Annotated in this window: 16 protein-coding genes and 1 pseudogene; 7 read left to right on the top strand and 10 right to left on the bottom strand. The window is 72.0% G+C overall.

What is annotated here, in order from left to right:
• Positions 1-223: 223 nt before the first annotated feature.
• The 4 genes and pseudogenes from B7C62_07865 to B7C62_07850 all read left to right on the top strand — a co-directional run bounded on the left by B7C62_07865 (position 224) and on the right by B7C62_07850 (position 10,759).
• A complete protein-coding gene (locus B7C62_07865; protein ID ARF72199.1) occupies positions 224-1,957 on the top strand; it encodes a glycosidase in 1,734 nt (577 codons plus the stop codon).
• An 85-nt stretch (positions 1,958-2,042) separates the two neighbouring features.
• Positions 2,043-7,361, top strand: a complete 5,319-nt coding sequence (locus B7C62_07860) for a sulfonate ABC transporter ATP-binding protein (GenBank protein ID ARF72198.1) — start codon at positions 2,043-2,045, stop codon at positions 7,359-7,361.
• A 189-nt stretch (positions 7,362-7,550) separates the two neighbouring features.
• Positions 7,551-9,949: pseudogene (locus B7C62_07855) on the top strand (regulator).
• Between the two features lie 105 nt (positions 9,950-10,054).
• Positions 10,055-10,759, top strand: a complete 705-nt coding sequence (locus B7C62_07850; GenBank protein ARF72197.1) for a DUF2470 domain-containing protein — start codon at positions 10,055-10,057, stop codon at positions 10,757-10,759.
• On the opposite strand, the gene B7C62_07845 is transcribed toward B7C62_07850, so the two are convergent.
• Genes B7C62_07845 through B7C62_07835 form a run of 3 tightly spaced genes read right to left on the bottom strand, consistent with a single transcriptional unit; the run spans position 10,756 to position 13,536 of the window.
• Positions 10,756-11,490, bottom strand: coding sequence for a TetR family transcriptional regulator (locus B7C62_07845; protein ID ARF72196.1), 735 nt, complete (start codon positions 11,488-11,490; stop codon positions 10,756-10,758). The two genes, B7C62_07850 and B7C62_07845, sit on opposite strands and share 4 nt — an antisense overlap.
• A 60-nt stretch (positions 11,491-11,550) precedes the next feature.
• The gene (locus B7C62_07840) at positions 11,551-12,627 is read right to left on the bottom strand and encodes an oxidoreductase (GenBank protein ARF72195.1); all 1,077 of its coding nucleotides are present in this window, start codon (positions 12,625-12,627) and stop codon (positions 11,551-11,553) included.
• A gap of 3 nt (positions 12,628-12,630) precedes the next feature.
• Positions 12,631-13,536 carry a metal-dependent hydrolase gene (locus tag B7C62_07835; protein ID ARF77037.1) on the bottom strand — a complete coding sequence of 302 codons (906 nt, stop codon included), beginning with the start codon at positions 13,534-13,536 and terminating at the stop codon, positions 12,631-12,633.
• Between the two features lie 93 nt (positions 13,537-13,629).
• Here B7C62_07835 and B7C62_07830 point away from each other — a divergent pair, with 93 nt between their 5' ends.
• Entirely contained in the window at positions 13,630-14,382 is a 753-nt protein-coding gene (locus tag B7C62_07830; protein ID ARF72194.1) for an SAM-dependent methyltransferase, read from the top strand.
• Between the two features lie 27 nt (positions 14,383-14,409).
• Positions 14,410-14,907 carry a hypothetical protein gene (locus tag B7C62_07825; protein ID ARF72193.1) on the top strand — a complete coding sequence of 166 codons (498 nt, stop codon included), beginning with the start codon at positions 14,410-14,412 and terminating at the stop codon, positions 14,905-14,907.
• A 93-nt stretch (positions 14,908-15,000) separates the two neighbouring features.
• Here B7C62_07825 and B7C62_07820 read toward each other — a convergent pair whose 3' ends face one another.
• The 7 genes from B7C62_07820 to B7C62_07790 form a co-directional block, all read right to left on the bottom strand.
• Positions 15,001-16,548 (bottom strand): hypothetical protein, encoded by a 1,548-nt coding sequence (locus tag B7C62_07820; protein ARF72192.1) that lies wholly within the window; start codon positions 16,546-16,548, stop codon positions 15,001-15,003.
• A 154-nt stretch (positions 16,549-16,702) separates the two neighbouring features.
• The gene (locus B7C62_07815) at positions 16,703-17,350 is read right to left on the bottom strand and encodes a DNA-binding response regulator (protein ID ARF72191.1); all 648 of its coding nucleotides are present in this window, start codon (positions 17,348-17,350) and stop codon (positions 16,703-16,705) included.
• On the bottom strand, positions 17,335-18,606 hold the full coding sequence (locus B7C62_07810) for a sensor histidine kinase (GenBank protein ID ARF72190.1): 1,272 nt from the start codon (positions 18,604-18,606) through the stop codon (positions 17,335-17,337). Before B7C62_07810 ends, B7C62_07815 begins: the two co-directional genes overlap by 16 nt.
• Before the next feature lie 238 nt (positions 18,607-18,844).
• The gene (locus B7C62_07805) at positions 18,845-19,507 is read right to left on the bottom strand and encodes a transcriptional regulator (protein ARF72189.1); all 663 of its coding nucleotides are present in this window, start codon (positions 19,505-19,507) and stop codon (positions 18,845-18,847) included.
• Positions 19,508-19,909: 402 nt separating this feature from the next.
• Positions 19,910-20,944, bottom strand: coding sequence for a glutamine synthetase (locus tag B7C62_07800; protein ARF72188.1), 1,035 nt, complete (start codon positions 20,942-20,944; stop codon positions 19,910-19,912).
• A 160-nt stretch (positions 20,945-21,104) separates the two neighbouring features.
• The gene (locus B7C62_07795; GenBank protein ARF72187.1) at positions 21,105-22,244 is read right to left on the bottom strand and encodes a hypothetical protein; all 1,140 of its coding nucleotides are present in this window, start codon (positions 22,242-22,244) and stop codon (positions 21,105-21,107) included.
• Positions 22,241-23,782: a hypothetical protein gene (locus tag B7C62_07790; GenBank protein ID ARF72186.1), complete on the bottom strand. Its 1,542-nt coding sequence runs from the start codon at positions 23,780-23,782 to the stop codon at positions 22,241-22,243. Before B7C62_07790 ends, B7C62_07795 begins: the two co-directional genes overlap by 4 nt.
• A gap of 413 nt (positions 23,783-24,195) precedes the next feature.
• Between B7C62_07790 and B7C62_07785 the strand changes: the two genes are divergently transcribed.
• On the top strand, positions 24,196-25,122 hold the full coding sequence (locus B7C62_07785; protein ID ARF72185.1) for an oxidoreductase: 927 nt from the start codon (positions 24,196-24,198) through the stop codon (positions 25,120-25,122).
• Positions 25,123-25,489: the final 367 nt, after the last annotated feature.

Raw genomic sequence — 25,489 nt, 5'->3', positions numbered from 1 at the left:
AAAGACCTTGCAGCAAGAAACCGCGAAGAAAAATGGCTTGTTTCATGGATGTGAGCGGGGGATGTCCAAAGGGTTGACCGGTGCCTGGCGGCCTCGTACGGTCTGGTCCGCAGCAAGGTTTGCAGTCTTGCAGCAAGAACCTTCAGGAGCCTTGAGGGCATGGCGCGTTGCCGGCTGAGGCTGCACCGTCACCCGCGTTTCCCCCACCCGCAGGAGGAAAGACATGGCACGCAGACCCCTGTCTGCCGCGCTCGCCCTCGTGGCAGCCGCAGCCGCCGCCCTGGTCATCCCCACCGGATTCGGCACCGCGTCCCCCGCGCAGGCCGCCGCTCCGGGCGACAAGGACGTCACGGCCGTGCTGTTCGAGTGGAAGTTCGCCTCCATAGCCAGAGCCTGCACGGACACCCTGGGTCCGGCAGGCTACGGCTACGTCCAGGTCTCGCCGCCCCAGGAGCACATCCAGGGCAGTCAGTGGTGGACCTCCTACCAGCCCGTCAGCTACCGGATCGCCGGTCGGCTCGGTGACCGGGCCGCCTTCTCCGCCATGGTCAACACGTGTCACTCGGCCGGGGTCAAGGTCATCGCGGACTCCGTCATCAACCACATGGCGGCGGGCAACGGCACCGGCACCGGCGGCTCGTCGTACACCAAGTACAACTACCCGGGCATCTACTCCGGCAGCGACATGGACGACTGCCGGGCGGAGATCACCAACTACCGGGACCGCGCCAACGTCCAGAACTGCGAACTCGTCGGCCTCGCCGACCTGGACACGGGCGAGGAGTACGTACGCGGCCGGATCGCCGGATACCTCAACGACCTGCTCTCCCTCGGCGTCGACGGCTTCCGCATCGACGCGGCCAAGCACATGCCCGCCGCCGACCTGGCCAACATCAAGTCCCGGCTCACCAACCCGAACGTCTACTGGAAGCACGAGGCGATCTACGGGGCGGGCGAGGCGGTCTCGCCCTCGGAGTACCTGGGCAGCGGAGACGTCCAGGAGTTCCGTTACGGGCGGAGCCTCAAGCAGGTCTTCCTCAACGAGAACCTGGCCCACCTGAAGAACTTCGGCGAGGGCTGGGGCTTCATGGAGTCCGGGAAGTCCGGCGTCTTCGTCGACAACCACGACACCGAGCGCGGCGGCGACACCCTCAACTACAAGAACGGCTCCGCCTACACCCTGGCCAACGTCTTCATGCTGGCCTGGCCCTACGGCTCCCCGGACGTCCACTCCGGCTACGAGTTCAGCAACCACGACGCCGGACCTCCCAACGACGGTCAGGTGAACGCCTGTTACACCGACGGCTGGAAGTGCCAGCACGACTGGCGTGAGATTTCCTCCATGGTCGGCTTCCGCAACGAGGCGCGCGGCCAGGCCGTCACCAACTGGTGGGACAACGGCGGCGACCAGATCGCCTTCGGCCGGGGGAGCAAGGCGTACGTGGCCATCAACCACGAGTCCTCCTCGCTGAACCGGACCTTCCAGACCTCGCTGCCCGCCGGTGACTACTGCGACGTGCAGTCCGGGCGGGGCGTCACGGTGAACGGCTCCGGCCAGTTCACCGCCACCCTCGGCGCCGGTACGGCGGTGGCCCTGCACACAGGCGCCCGTACGTGCGGGGGCGGCGGCTCCAACCCCGACCCGGGCCCGGGCAACGGCCAGTCCGGCGCCTCCTTCGGTGTCCACGCCACCACCCAGCTCGGCCAGAACATCCACGTCACCGGCGACCAGGCGGCCCTCGGCAACTGGAACCCGGCCAACGCGCCCAAGCTCGACCCGGCCACGTACCCCGTCTGGAAGCTGGACGTGAACCTGCCCGCCGGGACCACGTTCGCGTACAAGTACGTCCGCAGGGACGGAGCGGGCAACGTCACCTGGGAGAGCGGCGCCAACCGCACCGCCACCGTCCCGTCCTCCGGAAAGGTCACGCTCACCGCCGACGTGTGGCGCAGCTGACCCCGCATCCCCGGTGGGCCGGAGGCGTGCTGCCTCCGGCCCACCGCCAACCCTCCTGCCACACCAGCCGAGGAGCGACCCTCTCGTGTCCCGAACCACCCTCAGACGAGGGGTGATCGCCGCGCTCTGCGTGGCGCTGCTGCCCGTCGTCCCGGCGGCCACCGCCGCCGCAGCGCCCCGACCGCCCGCCCCGCCCTCCGACGCGAAACTGGCGAAGGAGGCGGCCCGGCACGACCTCACACGTGAGCAGTTCTACTTCGTGCTGCCGGACCGGTTCGCCAACGGCTCCACCGCCAACGACCGCGGCGGGCTGAAGGGTTCGCGCCTGGAGCACGGCTTCGACCCGACGGATAAGGGGTTCTACCAGGGCGGCGACCTCAAGGGCCTGACCCAGAAGCTGGACTACATCAAGGGCCTCGGCACCACCGCGATCTGGCTCGCCCCGATCTTCAAGAACCGGCCCGTCCAGGGCACCGGCAAGGACGCCTCGGCGGGCTACCACGGCTACTGGATCACCGACTTCACCCAGGTCGACCCGCACTTCGGCACCAACGCCGACCTGGAGAAGCTGATCGACAAGGCCCACGCCAAGGGCATGAAGGTCTTCTTCGACGTCATCACCAACCACACCGCCGACACCGTCGACTACGCGGAGAAGACCTACGGCTACAAGCCGAAGGGCGCCTTCCCGTACCTGGACAGGGACGGCCGCCCCTTCGACGACCGGGACGGCGTCAAGAAGGTGGACGAGAACTCCTTCCCGTACACCCCGGTGCAGACGCCGAACACCGGCAGGAAGGTCCCGTCCTGGCTCAACGACCCGACGATGTACCACAACCGGGGCGACTCGACGTGGGCGGGCGAGTCCAACGAGTACGGCGACTTCTCCGGCCTGGACGACCTGTGGACCGAGCGTCCCGAGGTCGTGAAGGGGATGCAGAAGATCTACGAGAAGTGGGTCCGCGACTTCCGTATCGACGGGTTCCGCATCGACACGGTCAAACACGTCGACCTGGACTTCTGGACCCAGTGGGCCACCGCGCTCGACGCGTACGCGGCCAAGCAGGGCCGGAAGAACTTCTTCATGTTCGGCGAGGTCTACTCCGCCGACCCGGCGATCACCTCGCCGTACGTCACCCGGGGCCGCCTCGACTCGACGCTGGACTTCCCCTTCCAGGAGGCCGCCCGCCAGTTCGCCTCCCAGGGCGCCCCGGCCGACCGGCTCGCCTCGGTGTACGGCCAGGACTACCGCTACACCACGGACAAGGCCAACGCCTACGAGCAGGTCACCTTCCTCGGCAACCACGACATGGGCCGCATCGGGACCTTCCTCAAGCAGGACAACCCGAACGCCGACGACGCCGAGCTGCTGAAGCGGGCCCGCCTCGCCAACGAGCTGATGTTCCTCGGCCGCGGCAACCCGGTGATCTACTACGGCGACGAGCAGGGCTTCACCGGAGCGGGCGGCGACAAGGACTCCCGCCAGACCCTCTTCGCCTCGAAGACCGCCGACTACCTGGACGACGACCAGCTCGGCACCGACCGCACCCACGCCTCGGACGCGTACGACCCCACGCACCCCATCTACCGCTCCATCGCAGGGCTCTCGAAGCTCACCAAGGACCACCCGGCGCTGCGGGACGGCGTCCAGAGCGAGCGGTTCGCCGAAGGTTCCGTGTACGCCACCTCGCGCATCGAGACGAAGCGGCCGTACGAGTACCTCGTCGCCTCCAACAACGCGACCACCCCGAAGACGGTCCAGCTCGCCACCGAGTCGGCCGGGATGAACTTCCGTACGATCTACGGGGGTTCCGGCGCGGTCCGCAGCGGTGCCGACAAGAAGGTCACCGTCACCGTGCCCGCCCTCTCCAGCGTCGTGCTGCGCGCGGACAAGCCGCTGACCACCCCCGCCGCCAAGCCCGCGATCACCCTGGAGGCCCCGGCCGCCGGAGCCACCGGCACCGTCGAGATCAGCGCCGACGTGGACGGCGGCCAGCTCAACCGGGTCGTCTTCGCGGCGCAGGTGGGCAACGGGAAGTGGCAGACGCTCGGTTCGGCCGACCACGCCCCGTACAAGGTCACGCAGTATCTTGACGAGACCGTGAAGGCGGGAACTCCGCTGCGCTACAAGGCCGTTGCCGTCGACCGGACGGGCCGCACCTCCAGCGCCCTCGCCGCGACCACCGCCGGACAGGCCCCGCCGAAGCCGAAGCCCGTCGCAATCGAGCGGGACCGGGCCGTCGTCCACTACCAGCGCCCCGACGGCGACTACGACGGCTGGCAGCTCAAGTCCGGCGAGAAGACCGCCGAGTTCATCGGGCGGAGCGCGTACGGCGCGTTCGCCTGGCTCGACCTGGAGAAGGGCACGGACTCCGTCCCGTACACCGTCGAGAAGAACGGCACGGCGGACGGCCCGCAGCGGACCATTGACCTCGGGGTGACCGGGCAGGTCTGGATCGAGCAGGGCAAGGACGGACAGGCGGTCGAAGCCCCCGAGGCGCCGCCGCAGGACACCACGAAGGCCGTGCTCAACTACCACCGGGCCGACGGGAACTACGACGGCTGGGGCATCCACACCTGGACCGGCGCCAAGGAGCCCACCGACTGGGCCAAGCCGCTGATGCCGGTGAAGCGGGACGCCTACGGGGTCACCTTCGAGGTGCCGCTCACCGACGGGGCCACCTCGCTCAGCTACATCCTGCACAAGGGCGACGAGAAGGACCTGCCCAGCGACCAGTCCCTCGACCTCGCCACGTACGGCCACGAGGTCTGGCTGCTCGGGGGCAAGCCGGGCTATCTGCTTCCGCAGGTGGGCGGCGGCGCGGCCCCGGACCTCTCGAAGGCCGAGGCGCAGTGGATCGACGCGAGCACCGTGGTCTGGAAGGTGAAGGCCACCGACGCCACCAGCCAGCAGCTCGTGTACGCGAAGAAGGGCGGCATCTCCGTCGCGGACGGGGCGCTCTCCGACGAGGGCCAGTGGCTGCGGCTCCGGCAGGGCGAGCTGAGCGACGCCCAGAAGGCCAAGTTCCCGCACCTGAAGGAGTATCCGGCCTTCACCGTCGACCCGCGCGACCGCGACCGTGTCCGCGAGTCCCTGCGCGGCCAGCTCATCGCCACCCAGCGGGCCGCCAACGGGGCGCTCCTCGCGGCGACCGGCGTACAGACGGCGGGCATCCTGGACGACCTGTACGGGAAGCACGCGGCCTCGGCCGAACTCGGCCCGGTCTTCCGGAAGTCGGCCCCCACGCTCTCCGTGTGGGCCCCGACCGCCGCGACCGTCGCCCTCGAACTCGACGGCCGTACGCACCCGATGAAGCGCGACGACCGCACCGGCGTCTGGTCGGTCACCGGAAAGAAGAACTGGCAGGGCAAGCCCTACCGGTACGTGGTCACCGTCTGGGCGCCCACCGTCCAGAAGCTGGTCACCAACAAGGTCACCGACCCCTACTCCACCGCCCTGACCGCCGACTCCGCCCGCAGCCTCGTCGTCGACCTCACCGACCCGAAGCTGGCCCCGCGCGGCTGGTCCGCCCTGAAGAAGCCCGCCGCCGCCCCGCTGCGGGACGCCCAGATCCAGGAGCTGCACGTCCGGGACTTCTCGATCACGGACCGCACGTCGAAGCACCCCGGTGAGTACCTCGCCTTCACCGACACCCGGTCCAAGGGCATGAAGCACCTGAAGAAGCTCGCGGACTCCGGCACCAACTACGTCCACCTGCTGCCCGTCTTCGACATCGGGACCATCCCGGAGAAGAAGAAGGACCAGCAGAAGCCCGCCTGCGACCTGCCCGCCCACGCCCCCGACTCCGAGGAGCAGCAGGCGTGCGTGAGCAAGGCGGCGGCCAAGGACGGCTTCAACTGGGGCTACGACCCGTTCCACTACACCGTTCCCGAGGGCTCGTACGCCTCCGACCCCGACGGCACCCGGCGCACGGTCGAGTTCCGGCAGATGGTCCAGGGGCTGAACGGGGCCGGGCTGCGCACGGTCATGGACGTGGTCTACAACCACACCGTCGCCTCCGGCCAGGACGACAAGTCGGTCCTCGACCGCATCGTGCCCGGCTACTACCAGCGGCTCCTGGAGGACGGCACCGTCGCCACCTCCACCTGCTGCGCCAACACCGCGCCCGAGAACACCATGATGGGCAAGCTCGTCGTGGACTCGGTCGTCACCTGGGCCAAGGAGTACAAGGTCGACGGCTTCCGCTTCGACCTGATGGGCCACCACCCCAAGGACAACATCCTGGAGGTCCGCAAGGCGCTCGACGGGCTGACCCTCGCCAAGGACGGCGTGGACGGCAAGAAGATCATCCTGTACGGGGAGGGCTGGAACTTCGGCGAGATCGCCGACGACGCCCGCTTCGTCCAGGCCACCCAGAAGAACATGGCCGGCACCGGCATCGCGACCTTCTCCGACCGGGCCCGTGACGCCGTGCGCGGCGGCGGCCCCTTCGACGAGGACCCCGGCGTCCAGGGCTTCGCCTCCGGCCTCTACACCGACCCCAACTCCTCGCCCGCCAACGGCACCCGCGCCGAGCAGAAGGCCCGGCTGCTGCACTACCAGGACCTGATCAAGGTCGGGCTCTCCGGCAACCTCGCCGACTACACCTTCACCGACACCTCCGGCCGTACGGTCAAGGGCTCGGACGTCGACTACAACGGGTCGCCCGCCGGATACGCGGCCGTCCCCGGCGACGCGCTGGCCTACTCCGACGCCCACGACAACGAGACGCTCTTCGACACCCTCGCCTTCAAGCTCCCGGCCGACACCACGGCCGCCGAACGGGCCAGGGCCCACGTGGTGGCCATGGGCGCCTCCGTCCTCTCCCAGGGCCCCTCGCTCTCCCAGGCGGGCACGGACCTGCTGCGCTCCAAGTCGCTGGACCGCAACTCCTACGACAGCGGCGACTGGTTCAACGCCCTGCACTGGGACTGCCGGGACGGCAACGGCTTCGGCCGGGGGCTGCCGCCCGCCGCCGACAACCAGGACAAGTGGTCGTACGCGAAGCCGCTGTTGACGGCCTCCGCCACGATCGCCCCCAACTGTGCCCAGATCGAAGGCGCTTCGGCCGCCTACCGCGACCTGCTCACCATCCGCACCACCGAGAAGGAGTTCTCCCTTGCCACCACCGGGCAGGTGCAGTCCGCCCTGTCCTTCCCGCTCTCCGGACCGGCCGAGACCCCCGGCGTGATCACCATGCGCCTCGGCAAGCTGGCCGTGGTCCTCAACGCCACCCCGCAGACCGCGACACAGAAGCTCGCCGCCCCGGCAGGGAAGACGTACGCGCTGCACCCGGTGCAGGCCAAGGGCGCGGATCTTACGGTCAAACGAGCCAGGTACGACGGGAAATCAGCCAGTTTCACCGTACCGGGACGCACGGTGGCCGTCTTCGTCCTGCGCTGACACCCACCGGCACTACGGTGACGGCAGACGTCGGCGAAGGAGCCGCGACAGCCGTCCTGCGGTCCACCGGGCCGGTCCCGCCTCCCCCTCTCGTCGGGGAGGCGGGACCGGCCCGGTTCGCGCGGCGGGAGCCCCGTTCGGGGCGGTCGGCTCACCGGCGCCCCCAGCTCCAGCGTGCCGGACGGTGTGATGATGACCAACGTGGGATTCCTGCCCGACGAGACGAGCAGCTTCGTCGGGAGGCGGGCCGAACTGGCTCGGCTGGACACCGCGTTGGCCACGCGGCGGATGACCACCCTGATCGGCTCCGGCGGTGTCGGCAAGACCCGGCTCGCCGTCCGGGCCGCCCGCGCCGCCGCCGACCGTTACCCGGACGGCGCCTGGTGGGCCGACCTCTCCCCGCTCTACGACGACGCCCTGCTGCTCCCCACCGTCTCGGACGCGGTCGGGCTCGCCGACCACACCCTGCGGATGCCCGTCGAGGCGCTCTGCGAATGGCTCAGCGACAAACGCCTCCTGCTCGTCCTGGACTCCGCCGAACACCTGCGCACCCCCTGCTCCCACCTGCTGGCCGAGCTGCTCACCACCTCGCCCGGCCTGACCGTGCTGGTCACCAGCAGGCAGCCGCTCGACACCCGGGGCGAGCACGTCGTACGGGTCCCGCCGCTGCCCGTCGACGGCGCCCCCGACGCGCTCCGGCTCTTCGAGGACCGGCTGCGCGCGGGCGACCCCCGGGCGGGGCTGGACGCCCCGGGCGACCGGGCCGCCGCCGCCGACATCTGCCGTCGCCTCGAAGGCATCCCGCTCGCCATCGAACTGGCCGCCGCGGGCATCGGCCGCCACACCGTGGCCCAGCTCGCCACCCGCATCGGGACCCGTTTCGACGCCCCGGCCGTCGCCGAGGACCTCACCGCCTCCCGCCTCGACCTCCTCGCCGACGACTCCCTCTGGCCCCGCCGCCACCGCACCCTGCGCACCACGATCGGCTGGAGCCACGAGCTCTGCACCCCGCTGGAACGGCTCCTGTGGGCCCGGCTCACCCTGCTCCGCACGGACTTCGACGAGGAGACCGCCCGCGAGGTCTGCACCGGGGGGCCGCTCACCCCGCCCGAGGTGGACCGGGCGCTCCAGGGGCTCGTCGCCCAGTCCGTCGTCCAGTGGGACGGCACCCGCTACCGGATGCTCGACACCCTGCGCGAGTACGGCCGCATGTGGCTCACCGAACTCGGCGAGGAGCGGGCCGCCGCCGACCGGCACGCGAGAAGCTTCCTCGGCCTCGCCCGCCGCGCCCACGACGGCTGGACCGGCCCCGACCAGATCTCCTGGTACCACACGGTCGCCGACACCCACCTGGACTTGTGCGCCGCCCTGGACCACCTGCTCACCCACGATGTGGCGGCAGCCCAGGAGATGGCGGGCCGGGTCGGCTTCTTCTGGGCCTGCTGCGGCCATCTGTCGGAGGCGCGCGGCTACGCCCAACGGGCCCTGGACGCGGGCCCGGTGGACGGCCCGCACCGGACGCGGCTCCAGTGGGTGCTGGGCGTCGCGGCCCTGCTCCAGGGGGACTTCGCGACTGCCGAGAAGTACGGGGCGCTCTGCACGGCCATCGCACTGTACGACCGGGACGACGAGGGGATGCTCGGCGCCACCTACCTCTCGGGCCTCACCCAGCTGATGACCGGCAGGCCCGCCGCGGCGCTGGAGGCGGCCGAACGGGTACTGCGCATGACGGAGCCGGGGCGGCCGGATGGGGCGCCGGGGGGAGGGGGTGGCCGGGGGGCCGGAGGAGTCCGGGGAGCCGGGGGGCCGGAGAACCGGGAGAGCCCGGAGGGCCGGGGGCTGGAAAACCGGGGGAGTCCGCCGCTGGAACCGGCGCGGACCCTGTGCACGGAACCGATGGGGACCCCGCCCCCGGAACCGGAACCGCCCCCGCCCCCGAATCCGATGCGGACCCCGACCCCGCCCCCGGAACCGCCCCCGCCCCCGCCCCCGAAGCCGATGCGGACCCCACCCCCGGAACCGATGCGGACCCCGACCCCGCCCCCGCCCCCGCCCCCGTCGAGTCCGCCCACCGCCTGCGCTGCCGCCTCATCACCGTCTTCGCGCTCACCGCGCTCGGCCGGCTCGGCGAGTCCTCCCGGGCCGCCGCCGCCCTGCGCCGGTCCTGCGAGCGGGGCGGTGAGTACTGGACCCGCTCCTACGCCGACTACCAGCTCGCCCTGATCACCCTCCTCCAGGGCCGCCCGGCGGACTCCGCCGCCCACGCCCGCGCGATGCTCGCGGGCAAGCACCGGCTCCGCGACAGCTTCGGCATCGCGCTGGGCCTGGACCTCCTGGCCGCCGCCATCGCCGCCCAGGGCGCGGGGGCCCAGGCCGCCAGGGTCTACGGCACCGGGCACGCGTACTGGCGGATGGTCGGCCACCCTCAGCGCGGCACCCCCGAGCTGGGTCCGGTCCGTGAGACCTGCGAGCTCCAGGCCCGGGCCGCCGTGGGCGACGAGGCGTATCAGCGCGCCTTCGAACGGGGTCAGTCGGACAACGCGGAGGTCGGCCTCGCGGCCGCGCTCACCAGCGAGCTCCACTTTTGAGGGGGCCGTTCCGGACGGCGGACTACCCCTGTCACACCATCCTGGGTTAGGTTAGGCATGCCTAAGTAACCGCTTGGGTTTCCTGACCGCCTCTGGAGAACTCGGATGCGTCCTTTCAGCGCCCGTGCCACGCAGCCGACCCGCGCCGAGCGCGTCCGCTCGATCCTCGTCGTCGCCCATTCGATGACGGTGGTGAGCGACGGGGTGCAGACCGAAGTCCGCCGCCTCGACGGCACGGGGGCGATGGGCCACATCCACCTGCACGCCCCCACCGAGGGCGGCCACGCCCCGGCCGGGGAGCGGGTCCCGGCCCGCCTGGAGTTCACGGACATCGCCCCCACTCCCGTACGGGACCGGCTCCGCGCCCGGGTCACGGTGACCGGGCTGCTGGCGGCCCCGTACAGCACCGACACCGAGAGCTCCACCTGCATGGAGTTCGGCCAGGCGGTCCTGGAGGACGCCGAGGGCCGCTCGTTCATCACGCTCGAGGAGCTGGAGCGGACGGAGACCGACCCGGTCGCCGCGTGCGAGGCGGGGATGCTGACGCATCTGGTCGACGACCACAGCGAGCTCGTCCCGCTGCTGCTGCGCCTCGTCCGCCCCCACCCGGACCGGGGGATGGTGCGGGCCGTGCCCCTGGCGATGGACCGCTACGGCGTGACCCTGCGCCTGGAGTACCCGCGCAGCCACCGCGACGTACGGCTCCCGTTCCCGAAGCCGGTCACCGAGATCGACCAGGCGGGCCCGCAGATCCACGCCCTCCTGGCCGCCGCCCGCCGGGTCTCCCACCGCAACGGCCTTCTGACCTAGGGACTTTCGTGCGGCAGCCGCTGCGCCGGTACGGCCGGTGCGGCGGGCGCGAGCGCGGAGAGCCGGGCCAGCAGGTCCCCGAACGGGCCCTCCTCCGGCTCCTGGGTGAGCACCCGCAGCACGATGCCCGCCATCTCCTCGTCGTAGGCGGCGCTGACGGCGGCCAGCGCCGCGAAGTCGTGCACGAGCTGGATCTCCAGCTCCTCGCGCGGGATGCGCCGCCCGTCCAGCCAGATCAGCGCGGTCGACTCGGCGAGCGAGACCCAGGAGCGGACCACCAACTCCAGCCGGGCGGGCGGGTCTTCCACCCCCAGGTGGGCGATGATCTGCTCGTACGCGGCCTGCCGCACCCCGTCGATCATGGCGTTCGCCGTCGAGGAGCCGACGGCGGGGCCGCCGCGCATCAGCGCCGAGAAGCCCGGGCCGTGCTCGTCGACGAAGTCGAAGAACCGCCCCATCACCCGCAACAGCCGTGCCCCCAGCGGCCCTTCAGGCGGCTCCAGGAAGCGGTCGGCCAGCTCGTCGGCCGCCCGCCGCAGGGCCGCCTCGTACAGGCTCTGTTTCCCCGGGAAGTAGTGGTAGACCAGCGGCCGTGAGATCCCGGCGGCGGCGGCGATCTCGTCGATCGACACATCCTCGGGCGAGCGCCGGCTGAACAAGTCCAGCGCGACGCCGATCAGTTGCTGCCTGCGCTCATCGACGCCCATCCTGCGCCGTACCCCGGTCGTCATCCGGACAGCCTAACCGGGGTACGGCCGCGTGGCTTCCACAGGTTCAGGGACCGGCACCCGTCACAGGTCCAGGACGAGCCGCCCGCCCCGGCAGCGCGAGACGCAGATCAGCATCGAGTCGGCGCGCTCGTCGTCGGTCAGCAGCTCGTCCCGGTGGTCGATCTCGCCCTCCAGGACGCGCTGTTGGCAGGTACCGCAGAAGCCCTGCTCGCAGGAGTACGGGACATGGGGCAGCTCCTCACGGACCGCCGCCAGCACCGACTGCCCGGCCGCCACCCGGACCGTACGCCCGGTGCGGTGCAGCTCCACCTCGAAGGCCCCGGAGTCCGCCCCGTCGGCGCCCGCCGCGGAGAACCGCTCCAGGTGCAGGGTGCAGCCCTCGGGGAGCGCGGCGGTGACGGCGGCCATCAGGGGTTCGGGTCCGCAGCAGTAGACGGCCGTGCCCGGGGCGATGTCCGCCAGTACGGCGGTGGCGTCCGGGTGTCCCGCCTCGTCCTGCGCGACCACGGTCACCCGCCCGTCCTCGGCGCCGAGCTTCTCGATCTCGTCCAGGAACGGCATCGACCCCCGGGAGCGGCCCCCGTACACCAGCCGCCAGTCGGCCCCCGAAGCGGCCAGCGCACGCAGCATCGGCAGGATCGGGGTGATCCCGATGCCGCCCGCGACGAGGACGTACGCATCCGCCGCCACCAGCGGGAACCGGTTGCGCGGCCCGCGCACCTCGATCTCCGCGCCCTCCTGGAGCTGCTCGTGCACCTCCCGCGAGCCGCCCCGCCCGTCCGCCACCAGCCGGGTGGCGACCGTGTACGTACCGGGGTCGTCCGGATCGCCGCAGAGCGAGTACTGCCGCACGAGCCCGGACGGCAGTACCAGATCCAGATGGGCCCCGGGCTGCCAGCGCGGCAACTGGGCACCCTCCAGACGGAGTTGTACGACCCCGTCGGCGACGGCGGTCCGCTCGGTGATCAGCAGCCGCCGGACGGTGGTCGCCCGCCGCCGGGAGTACCCGGATATCGGCTCGGGCAGGGCGGGCATCGGCCACAGCGGTGACCGGGAGATCCGGCGGCGCAGCGCCCGCCGGGTGAGCAGGGCGGCACCGGCGACGACGGCCACGGTGCGCAGACGGGGCAGGGCCATGGGTCAGGACCCTCCCGTCGTACGGGCCTCGGCGGCGCGCGCCGCGGGCGAGTGGGCGAGGTAGTCGACGGCCTGGGCGGTGCTGCCCTCCTGGGAGGGGTGGTAGGACCGGCTGAGGTAGCTGGGGATGGACCGCAGGATCGCGCCGGTGCCGGGCAGCGTCCCTTCCTTCCCGCTGGCGTGGAACGCCTTGAACGTGGCCTTGCCGTCCAGCAGGCTCGGATCGTTCTCCATGAAGAACCGGGTGCCGCGCTGCCAGAGGAAGACGAGCGCCGAGAAGGCCGCCGCCCAGGTCCGCACCCGCCTGCGGTAGCCGCCGTCGACATGCATGAACACCTCGAAGGCCACCGACCGGTGCTCGACCTCCTCCGCGCCGTGCCAGCGCAGCAGGTCCAGCATGGTCGGATCGGCGCCCTTGCGGTCCAGCGCCTCGGCGTTGAGAATCCAGTCGCCGAGGAAGGCGGTGTAGTGCTCGATGGCCGCGATCATCGCCACCCGCTCCATCAGCCACCAGTGCGAGGGCCGCCCCGGCGGCAGCGTCCGGTCCCCGAGCAGCTTCTCGAAGAACCAGTCCACCTGCGCGGTGTACGGGGTCGGGTCGAGCCCCAACTCCCGCAGATGCGGCAGCACATCGTCGTGCGCCTGCGAGTGCACGGCCTCCTGCCCGATGAACCCGATGACGTCCTCGCGGAGTTGCTCGTCATGGATGTACGGGAGGACCTGCCGGTACACATGGATGAACCAGCGCTCCCCGGCCGGGAGCAGCAGGTGGAGCACGTTGATGGTGTGCGTGGTGAACGGGTCGCCCGGCACCCAGTGGAGGGGGGTCTGCTCCCAGGCGAAGGAGACCTTGCGGGCCTTGAGCGGCGTCCGCTCCGACGCGACCGCCGCTGGCTGCGTGTTAGACATGGTGTCAATGTACTGACGGGTACCCGGCGGGAACAGGGGCGTGCACGGATTTTCCCGTGGCCGGGCGACGGAGCGCCGGGCCATGATGGTTGTATGACGAAACCTGTGCAGGCGCGTTCCTTCGACGCGGCGGCCGCCGCCTACGCCGCCAACCGCCCCTCCTACCCGCCCGCCCTGTTCGACGCCGTCGAGGAGCTCGCCGGACTGCCCCTGGCCGGAGCCCGGGTCGCGGACGTCGGCGCGGGCACCGGACTCGGCACCGCACGGCTGCGTGAGCGGGGCGCCCGGGTCACCGCGGTGGAGCCGGGCGACGGAATGGCCGAGCAGTTCCGCCGGAGCCTGCCGGATGTGCCCGTGGTCCGGGGCGACGGCAACCGGCTGCCGCTGCGGACCGGCTCCATGGACCTGATCACGTACGCCCAGTCCTGGCACTGGACCGACCCCGCCCGCTCGGTCCCCGAGGCGCGCCGGGTGCTGCGGTCCGGCGGGGCGCTCGCCCTGTGGTGGAACGACTCCGACACCACCGTGGAGTGGATCGGCGACCAGGACCGGCGGCTGCGGACCTTCTTCGGGGCCGATGTCCCGACCGTGTACGACAACCGGGCCCGCTTCCGCGCCGTACTGCCCGAGGGGCTCGACTTCCGCACCCGGCTGGTGACCTGGAGCCGCCGCGTACCGATCGCCACGCACCTCGCCAACATCGCCACCTACTCCGACTTCCTGATCGCGGACCCGGCGGCGGTACGCGACTGTCTGGACCGCGAACGCGCCCTGCTGGCCGCTCAGTTCCCGGCCGGAGAGGTGGAGGAGACCTATGTCGTGAGTCTTGCCGTAGTCCATCCCTGAGCCCGGTCCCGGGTGCAGGATGGGGCGATGGCGACAGAACCGGAATGGCGAGTCGGAGTCGGCCCCCGGGCCGCGGGCACCCTCCTGGCAGCGCTGCTGCTCCTGACCGGGTGCAGCGCGGGCGGCGAACAGGAAGCGGCCGACGGCGCCGGGAAGGACCGTCCCTCGGCGCCGCCGACCGCGACGGGAACCCTGGAGCAGCTGGCCGAGAAGGCGGGCTGCGAACCCAACGTACAGACCGACGCCCAGGAGCTGCGGCAGGCCAACTGCACCACTACGGGCGGGCGTTACGTGCTGACCACCTTCGCCACCGACCGCGGCCAGCGCGAGTGGATCAACGAGGCCAAGGACTACGGCGGTTCGTACCTCGTCGGCCGGCGGTGGGTCGCCGTCGGTGAGGCGAAGGTGGTCGCGGCGCTGCGCGGCCGGCTCGGGGGGACGGTGGAGACCGCCTCGCCGCACCACTCGGGGGAGAGCGGGGATGGGGGGAGCGAGGAAGGGCACTCCGGTCACCACGGGAGCTGACCGCGCAGGTTCAGGGGGGACGGGCGCTACGGGTGCCGGTTCCGGTGTCGTACTACCGGAACCGGCACCGGCAGGGGCGCCCTCGGTGGCGTATCAGCGGCACCGGCGCCCGTCGTTGATGCACCGCACCATCTTCTTCATCAGCCGCTGGTCGAAGACGTTGATGAAGTCGCCGTGGTCGGTGATCGGTTTGTGCAGCTGCTCGGGGAAGGAGTCGACGGCGAAGCCGGGCCCCGGCGGCACGTCGTACACGATCCGCTGGACCAGCTGCGGCACCGCCCGGAATCCTTTCGGGCAGCGCCCGTTCGGCTGGGCGAAGGCCACATGGGTGCGGTGGTTGGCGCTGTCGGTGTTCCGCCCGTCCCAGCAGTTCTGGAAGGCGAACGTACGCACCACCTGGCTGCCCTCGGGGCAGATCGGGTACTTGTCCTTCAGCTGGCGGTTCTCGAACCCGGTGCAGCTCCAGGAGGCGTTGGCGTTGGCGTCGCCGTTGGTGAACGCCTTCGCGTCCCCGGTGATGATCCGCAGGAAGCGCGGCATCGCGGTGACCCTGCCGACGGGGGAGCCGACGAACTTCAGCGTCACCCGGGACGGTGTCTGGATCTGGCCGACGTTCTGGTCCTTTCCTCCTCCGTCGGCGTTCGCATCGGCCTCGTCCTGCCCGTTCTGGAGGCGCAGCACGGGCCAGAAGTAGGACGACCGGTCACCCTGGTTGCGGCAGGTGGTGACACCGTTCGCCAGATCGTCGTCGCTGGCGAAGGCGTCGTTGGCCTGGTTGCCGACGTAATCGTGCATGTGGTGCGCGCCGTTGCTCACGCCGGGCGCGACGATCACGTTGTCCGGGTTGAACTTCCCGTTCTCGTTGCGGCCGCAGTCGGTGGTGAAGGTGCCCCGGGAGGCGCCCCGGCGCTGGCGGGGGCGGTCGACGTTGGGCTGGACGGACTGGATGTCGACAAAATCGGAGGCCACGGGGCCGTTGCCGCCCTGGCCGTTGCCCTGGCCTTGACCGTTGCCCTGGTCATCGCCCTGGCCCTGGTTGTCGCCCTGGCCCTGATTCTGGCCTTGGTCCTGGCCCTGGCCGTCGTCCTGGCCTCCGGTGCCGCCATTGCCGCCGTCCTTGCCGTTGCTATTGCCGTTGCCGGGGGCGCTGTCGTCGGCGCGCAGGCTGCATCCGGCGAGACCTTCGATCCCCGCGGGGCGCTCCCCGACGCGTCCGATCGCGATGCCGATACGGTCGAGGCTCGCCGACCGCTTGCTCCGCAACGGGCCGAGCACGGCGTTCTCGGCCAGGCCGGGGTCCTGGGATATCTGCTCCTTGCGGTCGGCGAACTGCCGGTAGGCATCGGTGATCTGGGTATCCATCGCCGCGAGTTCACGGTCGACCTCGGGGCGTGCCTGCTCGGGTACGTCGGACAGTTCGTTACCGGCATCGGGACAGTCGATGGTGGACATCTGGCGGGCCGTGTTCTGGGCCCGGGTGGGCGGTGAGCCGGACGGCCCTTCCCCCGCCGAGGCGTAGACATTGACCGCCACCAGCCCGCCGCCGCCCAGGATCAGGGCGGCGGAGGCGGCTATGGCCCGGTTGGCCAGGCTGGAGCGTTTCCTGCGGGACGTGCGGGGGGTACGTGCTGTGCGTCGCATGGGACTCCTCTGCTTCGAGGGAGAAGCGTGACGTCTCATACGGGCGGGCCCGGCGGCCCGTTCAGTCCCCCGGCCGATTCGTGGGAAGTTCCGGCCGACCGGGCGGCCGGGCCGGGAGCCGGCCGGCCACGGGGGCGGCCCCCGGCCGGACCGGTCAGCCGTGGTCCAGATAGGCGAGCACCGCGAGCACGCGGCGGTTGTCGTCGTCCGAGGGCGGCAGGCCGAGCTTTCCGAAGATGTTCGAGGTGTGCTTGGCGATCGCCCGCTCTGTGACCACCAGTTGACCGGCGATGGCCGCGTTGGACCGGCCCTGGGCCATCAGCTCCATCACCTCCCGTTCGCGCGGGGTGAGGCCGCCCATCGGCTTGTCCTGCGAACGGCGCGACAGGAGCTGGGAGATGACCTGCGGGTCCATCGCCGTGCCGCCCGCCGCCACCCGTCGTACGGCGTCGATGAACTGGTCGGCGTCGAAGACCCGGTCCTTCAGGAGGTAGCCGATGGCCCCGTTGCCGTCGGCGAGCAACTCCCGTGCGTACAGCTGCTCCACGTGCTGCGAGAGCACCAGCACCGGCAGCCCCGGCCGGGCCCGCCGGGCGGCCAGGGCGCACTGGAGGCCCTCGTCCGTGTGCGACGGCGGGAGCCGGACGTCGACGACCGCGACGTCCGGCTCCAACTCGGCGAGCGCCTTGGTCAGTTCGGGCCCGGTCTCCACGGCTGCGGCGATCTCGAACCCGTACGCCTCCAGCATGCGCACCAGTCCGTCGCGCAGCAGGAAGAGGTCTTCGGCTAGGACAACACGCAAGGAAGCTCCATGGTCACCATGGTGGGGCCGCCGGCGGGGCTGCTGACGGCCAGGACACCGTCGAATGTACCGAGTCGCCGTTCGACCCCGCTCAGGCCCGAGCCCGATCCGATCCGGGCACCGCCGCCGCCGTTGTCCGTCACGGAGATCCGGAGCATCCCCTCGGTGTGGTGCAGGTCCACCCAGACGCAGTCGCCCCCGGAGTGCTTCACCGCGTTGGTCAGGAGCTCGCTCACCGCGAAGTACGCCGCCGACTCCACGGACGCCTCCGCCCGCCCCGGCAGATCCACCGCCACCTCCGTGGTGACCGGCAGCCGCAGGGCCAGCGCCTTGACCGCGTCGCCGAGGCCGCGTTCGGCGAGGACCGGCGGGTGGATGCCCCGGACCAGGTCGCGCAGCTCGGTCAGGGCCTCCGCCGACGACTCCCGGGCCATGGCCAGCATCTTCTTCGCCTGCGCCGGGTCCTTCTCGATGAGCGCCTCGATCGTGCCCAGGTTCATCCCCATCGCGACCAGCCGCGCCTGCGCCCCGTCGTGCAGATCCCGCTCGATGCGCCGTAGTTCGGAGGCGGCGGTGTCCACCGCCTCGTGCCGCGTCTCGGTCAGCCGGTCCACGCGCTGCGCCAGGGTCTGCTCCGGGGTGGGCGCCAGCAGCGTACGGGCCAGCAGGAAGTGCGCCCGCAGGACCGGCTCGGCGGCCCGCAGGCCGAGGGTGAAGAGCGCCGCGCCGAGCGCCAGGGCGGCCAGCCCCGTGAGCTGGCTGTCCACCGGCACGAACCCGTACCAGTACGGGTCGCCGTCCTGGAACACCCGCCACAGCCCCGCCGCCAGCACCACCGACTCGACCGGGTAGAGCATCAGCGCCGCGGCCAGCACGGCCAGCACGGTCCCGGCCGTCATGTCGACCAGCAGCCACTGGAGGTCCCGCCAGGTCGCCGGGTCCTTCAGCAGCAGCGTGGTGCGCTCCACCTGCCCGGTGACCCCGCCGCGCAGATCCTTCGGGAACGGGCGGTACGGGGCCGCGATGCGCACGTCGCACCAGGCTTCCGCCCACAGCCGTCGCTGGTTCGCGTGGCGGCGCACCGCCGCCAGCACCACCGGGGTGGTGAACACACCGATGCCCAGCAGGATGAGGCTGATCGACACCACCGCGAGGACGAACAGGACGATCGAGACGGCCAGCCCGTAGACCGACAGGAAGAGCCCCCGCCCCGCCGCCAGCATCGGCGGCCGAATCCGTGTCACGAGTGCGTTCATCGTCGTCCCTCTCCCCTGACCGGACCCGAACGGGCCCCGTTCCGCAGTCAGTCTGGCCCACACCGCTCCCGCCCGGGCAGCCGGTCCGACACCCACCCGATGGTGTACCTGGCACCACCCCCCTCAGGAGCCCCGGCCGACGGCCGGGGCCGCACGGCGGCGGCCCCGGACCACGGGAAACGAGACCGTGGTCCGGGGCCGCCGGATGCGCGGGAGGCCGGGGTGCGCAAGTGGCCGGTCAGGGCGTGTACTTGTACCCCACCCGGCGGACCGTCTGGATCGAACGGCGGTGCTCCGCACCGAGCTTGCGGCGCAGCCGGGCCACGTGGACGTCGACGGTGCGCCCGTCGCCCACATGCCCGTAACCCCACACCGTCGTCACCAACTGGTCGCGGGTGTGCACCCGGTGGGGGTGCGCCACCAGATGGGCCAGCAGCTCGAACTCCAGGTACGTGAGGTCGAGGGTGACCCCGTCGACGGAGGCCGTGCGCCGGGTCGAGTCGATCCGGACCGGACCGGGTGCCGCCTCCTCGACGGGCTCCGGCACCGGCTGCTGGACGAAGGGCGCGCGGCCCTGCCGGTCGACCGGGCGGCCGTGCTGGGAGGCGGCGACCGCCCCGGCGAGCGCCGGCTGCTGGTCGGCCGGTACGAGCACCAGGTAGCCGATCATCGGCGGCTGCCCCGGCAGGGCGGGAAGCGTGTGCTGGGGGGCGGGCAGCCAGGTCGCGCCCGGCGGCAGGAAGTCGGCCACGTCCGAGAGCCGGGCGACCTCGTCCCGGTCGACGGCCCGCAGCCGGTGGCGGTTGGGGGAGAGGGAGCGGGCGGTGGGGTTGGCCGCAGCGGGCGCCGGGGAGGCCGCGGTGGCAGCGGAGGCGGCGGAGAAAGTACGGGTGTTCGCCATGGAGGGTCAGCTCTTTCGCGCGAGGAGTCGTCGAGGACGGACTTGCGTCGTGCGCGCGGACCGAAGGCCGGGGTGAGCGGCTTTAGAGGGCCTGCGCGTTCCACGCGCGGCAACACACCCGGTCGAAATCATGGTGCTGACGGGAAGGCCAGAACGGCTCGAGGTCGCTGCGACCCGACGCGATGTACTGGAAGCTGGCCATGGCTCCATTGAAGCAGACATTGCGGCTGTGCATCAGACTTCTCTCACCCGTCGATACGCCCGCCCGGCGTTACCTTCCTCACGCTGCGCTTTATCGCGCTCACTTTTGATTCCGTACGCCTCGAACGAGCGCGAAAACGTACGTGAAGGGCCCGCCGGTCCGATGACCGGCGGGCCCCTCACAGACGCGTGGCGTCGGGATCAGACCTGGTCGGCCTTCTCCAGCGCGGTGCAGCACGTGTCGACGATCAGCCGCGTGACGACGTACGGGTCGACGTTGGCGTTGGGACGGCGGTCCTCGATGTACCCCTTCCGGTCCTGCTCGACCTGCCAGGGGATACGGACCGAGGCGCCGCGGTTGGAGACGCCGTAGCTGTACTCGTTCCACGGGGCGGTCTCGTGCAGACCGGTCAGCCGGTCGTCGATGCCCGCGCCGTAGTTCTTCACGTGGTCCATCGGCTTGGAGCCCTCGCCCAGCGACTCGCACGCGGTGATGATCGCGTCGTACCCCTCGCGCATCGCCTTGGTGGAGAAGTTGGTGTGCGCGCCCGCGCCGTTCCAGTCGCCCTTGACCGGCTTCGGGTCCAGCGTCGCGGAGACATTGAAGTCCTCGGCGGTGCGGTAGAGCAGCCAACGGGCCACCCACAGCTGGTCGGAGACGTCCAGCGGGGAGAGCGGGCCCACCTGGAACTCCCACTGGCCCGGCATGACCTCGGCGTTGATCCCGGAGATCCCGAGCCCCGCCGCCAGGCAGTTGTCGAGGTGCTTCTCCACGATCTCGCGGCCGAAGATCTCGTCCGCGCCCACCCCGCAGTAGTAGCCGCCCTGCGCGGCCGGGAAGCCGCCCTCGGGGAAGCCGAGCGGCCGGTGGCCGTCGAAGAAGGTGTACTCCTGCTCGATGCCGAAGATCGGGGCCTGGCCCGCGAACCGCTCGGCGACCGGACGGAGCACGGCCCGGGTGTTGGACTCGTGCGGGGTCATGTCGATGTTGAAGACCTCGCACAGGACGAGGACGTCGTCACCGCCGCGGATCGGGTCCGGACAGGTGAAGACCGGCTTCAGCACCCGGTCGGAGGCGTGGCCCTCCGCCTGGTTGGTGCTGGAACCGTCGAAGCCCCAGATCGGCAGATCCGCCACGTCGCCCGACGGCGTGCCGTCCATGATCTTCGTCTTGGAGCGAAGCTTGGCGGTCGGCTCGGTGCCGTCTATCCAGATGTACTCAGCCTTGAACGTCACGGACGCCATCCTTTGCGGGTGCAGCGGTCTATGCCGCGCAGCTTGGCAAGACGCGATTTCCCGTCCGTTGCCCGAGTGTGAACCCCGTGTTACCGAGGTTCCCTGCGTTAAAAAGGGCGCCTTGTGGGGACTCGTCACACGTTGCCCTTGAGGAGTCTCGTCACACGTTCCCCTTGAGGAGTGCGGAGAACCCGGCGGCCCGGATGCGCCGCACCAGCTCCTCCCGGGTCGCCCCCAGCGCCTCGGCCGCCCGGGACAGCTCCCAGTCCGCGCCCGCCAGGGTGTGCAGCAGGTGGCCGCGCCGGATCTGGGGGTCGGAGAGCCGGAACGTCTTCAGATAGGCGACCCGCCCCTTGTGGTCGGTGATCGTCTCCCCGATGTGCTGCCCGCTCCCGTCCCGGACGAACGGCGGCAGGAACCGCCACAGGGTGAACGACCCCATCCGGTACACCCGCTCGAACCCGTACGAGGAATCCAGCAGCTCCCGCGCGAACAGCCCGTCGTGCGCCTCCGCCCACGCCCGCTCCTGCCCCAGCGCCGCCGCCCGCAGACCGGCGAGCGTACGGATGTGCTCCTCGCCCCCGATACGCGCCCCGAACTCCGGCACGGGCGCCCCGTACAGCCCGTACTGGTGCACCAGCTCCCCGTATAGGTCCTCCACCAGCGAGGCGTGCAGCAGCCGGTAGTCCTCCGGGTGCGGCACCACGAACGCGGCGGCGAGCGCGTCGGAGACGTACACCATCACCCCGCACTGGTCCGGGTGGATCTCGAAGACCCGCAGCGCGTCCCCGAGCCCGCGCACCGACCACCCGAGGTACGTGTCCTCCGCGCGCGGCGAGAGCCCTGCTTGCAGCGCCCGGCGCGACCACTCCTCCCAGGCGGTCGACGGCCCGCCGAAGTGCAGCGCGAGGTAGCCCTCCAGGGCCAGGTGGAGCGGCAGGAACCGCAGCCGGTCGCCGGGGCGCCGCTTGGCCGTGCGGTGGTGGGCGAGCCGGGGCAGCCGGACGGTGCGCGCGGCCTCCAGCCCGCTGAACTGGGTCCCGTACGCGGCCGACTGCCCGCCCCCGTCCCGCGCGTCGGAGCCCTCGCCGGACCAGTCGGCGACGAGCCCGTGAGGGATGTACGAGACGTAGTGCGTACGGTCGTCGAGCTCGACGATCCCCGCACCGAGCCCCTCGTACACCTCCCGGTGCAGCCGGAGCCCGGCGACCGGCTCCTCCCGCACGAGGGGCACGAGCCGGACCCCGCCCCAGACCTGCGAGGGCCGGGTGGTGAGCCCGGTCAGCTCCAGCCGGTTCACGACACCGCCTCCCGTCCGGGCCGCCCGTCTCCGACGGCCCCTCGATCTCCCACCTCTGCTCCCACTCCTGCTCCCACTCCCGCTCCCAGGAACCGCGCCACCCGCCGGTCCAGATACGCGTGCAGCTCTGCCGCCCCGGCCCGCCCCTCCGCGAACCGGGCGATCTCCACCAGCGCGGGCAGATCCTCCGCATCCCTGATCCCGGCCGTCGGCACCCCCGCCGCCAGCCGCCGCACGTCAAACCCCTCGCTGTCGTATACGGGGTTGACGTGCACCACGGCCGTCCGCCGCCCCGGGTCCAGCCGTCGGCGCCACACCCGCAGCACCTCGCCCGCGAGCCCCGCCGGGGCGTTGTCCCAGCCGTCCGAGACGATCACCAGCCGGTCCGGCACCGCGCCACCCGGACCGGGCTCCAGCGCGTCCAGGACCCGCATCCCGAGCGGGGTCGGCCCCCACGGACGTACGAGCAGGGCGTCGCCCCGCCCCGAGGTCCACACCGCCCGGTACGCACCCGGCGCGGCGAGCGCCTCCAGCAGATAGTGGCAGGCCAGGGCCACGGCGAGGGGCCGCCGCCGCTTCTGCCCCGACCCGGACGAGGAGAAGCTGTCGTCCAGCACCGCGTGCACCCGCCCCCAGCTCCCGGCATGCCCGCCGGCGGCCCGGCGCGCCGCCGTGCGCAGGGCACCGGTCAGCTCGGCGCGGCGGGCGGCGCGCTGCGCGAAGGGCAGCGCGAGGACGTACAGCGCCAGCCGGGTCAGTGGCATCACGGCCAGATCGACATCCGGCCGCCGGTCGCCCACCGCCCGCTGCTCCTGGGTGCGCAGCCGCTCCAGCCGGGTCATCCGGGGCGCCGCCCGCTCCAGGAAGACGGCCCGCTTCATCCCGTGCCGCGCCGCGAACCCCTCCGCGACGCTGAACGGCAGCTCGGCCACCGCCCCCTGCTCGTAGTGGGCGCGCCGCCAGGCGTCCAGCAGCGGGTGCCCGTAGCGCGGCAGCTTCCCCGGCCGGAACAGGAACGCCCCCACCTCGGCCATCCGCGCCGGTCCCTCGGGACAGCGCAGATGGACATGGCGGGCGGCCGTCTTCACCCCGCTCCGGTACTTCACCGCGTCGTGCCCCAGATCGGGCCGGGCCGCCAGCCAGTCGCGCAGGATCGCCCGGGTACGCCGGTTGTTGATCCCGGCCCGGCGCACCTCGCCGAAGAGGCGGTAGACCCGCTGCGGCGGCAGCAGCGCCAGCCGGGCGGCGATCAGCCGCCCCTCGGCCCGCCGCTCCTCGGTACTCGCCTCGCCCGCGGTCTCCAGCAGCCCGAGCACGATCCGGGCGGCGTTGTGGTCGTTGATGTCGAGAGCCAGGCAAGCGGCGTACACACGGCGGTAATTGACCCGTACGTACGTGTGCAGGAAGTCCAGTGACAGATGCTGGCTGATGGCCCCGGAACGGAACTCGCGCTGTCCGGTCGCGGTGATCGCCGCATTCACGAAGAGCAGGAGGTCTTCGGCGGCGACGAGATCGGCAGGGCTTTCGGGCGTGTTCATGATTCCCCCGGTGGACGCAGACGCCGACCGGGGAATGGAGGCGCGAACAACGAAATCATCGCTTGACAGGCAAGTCCCGGAAGTCGCAGCCGAAGTCCCGCGGCCGGCTCGGAGAAGGTATCCGGACGGGCTCCTTCTCTGCCACCGCATTAGCAGACGGCACCCGAGGGCGGATTCGGTCACACCGCGCTTCGGCGGCGCCCGGGGACGGGGACAAGACCGGGCGCATCGCCTTCACCGGCACGGTCGGTCACCGGGCGGCATCGCCCTCACCGGCACGGCAGGTCACCGGGCACACCGCCTCCACCGGCACGGCCGTTGACCGGGCACACCGCCCCCACCGGCACCGCCGGTCACCGGGCGCACCGCCCTCACCACCACCGCTGCCACCGCCACCGGGCACACTGACCCCCATGACGACACCCGCCGCCCGCACCACCACCCCCACCGCCCCCCTGCGCATCGGCCTCCTCGGCACCGGCCCCTGGGCGCGCAACACCCAGGCACCCGCGCTCGCCGCCCACCCCGGTGTCGAGCTGACCGGGGTGTGGGGCCGCCGCACCGAGGCGGCGGACGCCCTCGCCGCCGCCCACGGGACCCGGGCGTACACCGGGGAGGCGGGGATCGACGCGCTGCTGGAGGCGAGCGACGCGGTGGCCTTCGCGCTGCCGCCGGACATCCAGGCGCCGCTCGCGGTCCGGGCGGCGGAGGCGGGCTGCCACCTCCTGATGGACAAGCCGGTGGCCACCACGGTCGAGGGGGCGCGGGCGGTCGCGGAGGCGGCGGCGGGGGCGGGCGTCGCCTCGGTGGTCTTCTGCACGCTCCGCTTCGCGCCCGAGACCGTGGCGTGGATCGCGGAACAGGCGGCGGTGGACGGCTGGTTCACCGCCCGCGCGCAGTGGCTGGGCTCGCTCTACGCGGCGGGTACGGCCAGCGAGTACGCCGACTCGCCGTGGCGGCGCGAGAAGGGCGGCCTCTGGGATGTCGGCCCGCACGCGCTCTCGGTGCTGATCCCGGTGCTCGGCGAGGTCACGGAGCTGACCGCCGCGCGCGGCCCCGCCGACACCACCCACCTGATCCTGCGCCACACCTCCGGCGCGTCCAGCACGGTGACCCTCGGCCTGTCCGCCCCTCCGGCGGCGGCGGGCCTGGACATCGAACTGCGGGGCGAGCACGGCACGGTCGCGATCCCGGGCTGGGACGGCGCGGAGACGGCGTTCCGGGGAGCGGTGGACGCGCTGGCGGAGTCGGTACGCACGGGGGTGCCGCACCCCTGCGACGCCCGCTTCGGCCTCCGCCTGACGGAACTGCTGGCGGAGGCGGAGGCCCAGGCGGGCTGATCGGCTCGGGGCGGGTGACCGGCGAGGCACCCGCCACCTGGCGGCGGCCCCGCACAAGCCACGCCCACACGGGCCACGGCCACACCCACGCGGGCCACACCCACACGGTCGAGGCCACGCGAGCAACCCCCGCGCGAGCAAACCCCGTTCACCCCGGCGGCAGCGCCCGGCACAGGGCCTCCAGCGCCTCCGGGTAGGCGTGTTCGGAGGGGGTCGCGTACCCCACGACGAGCCCGTCCCGGGCGGCGGGATCGGGATCGGGGCTGCCTTCCCCCCTCGCGCCCGCCGCCGGTTCCTGACGCGTACGAGCGCGGGAGCCGCCCCCGTACGGGAGCACATCCGGCCGCCCGCCGGAGCCGCCCGCGTA

The sequence above is a fragment of the Kitasatospora albolonga genome, from assembly GCA_002082585.1.
Classification (GTDB): Bacteria; Actinomycetota; Actinomycetes; order Streptomycetales; family Streptomycetaceae; genus Streptomyces; species Streptomyces stephensoniae.
This window is presented reverse-complemented; position numbering and strand designations above follow the sequence as displayed.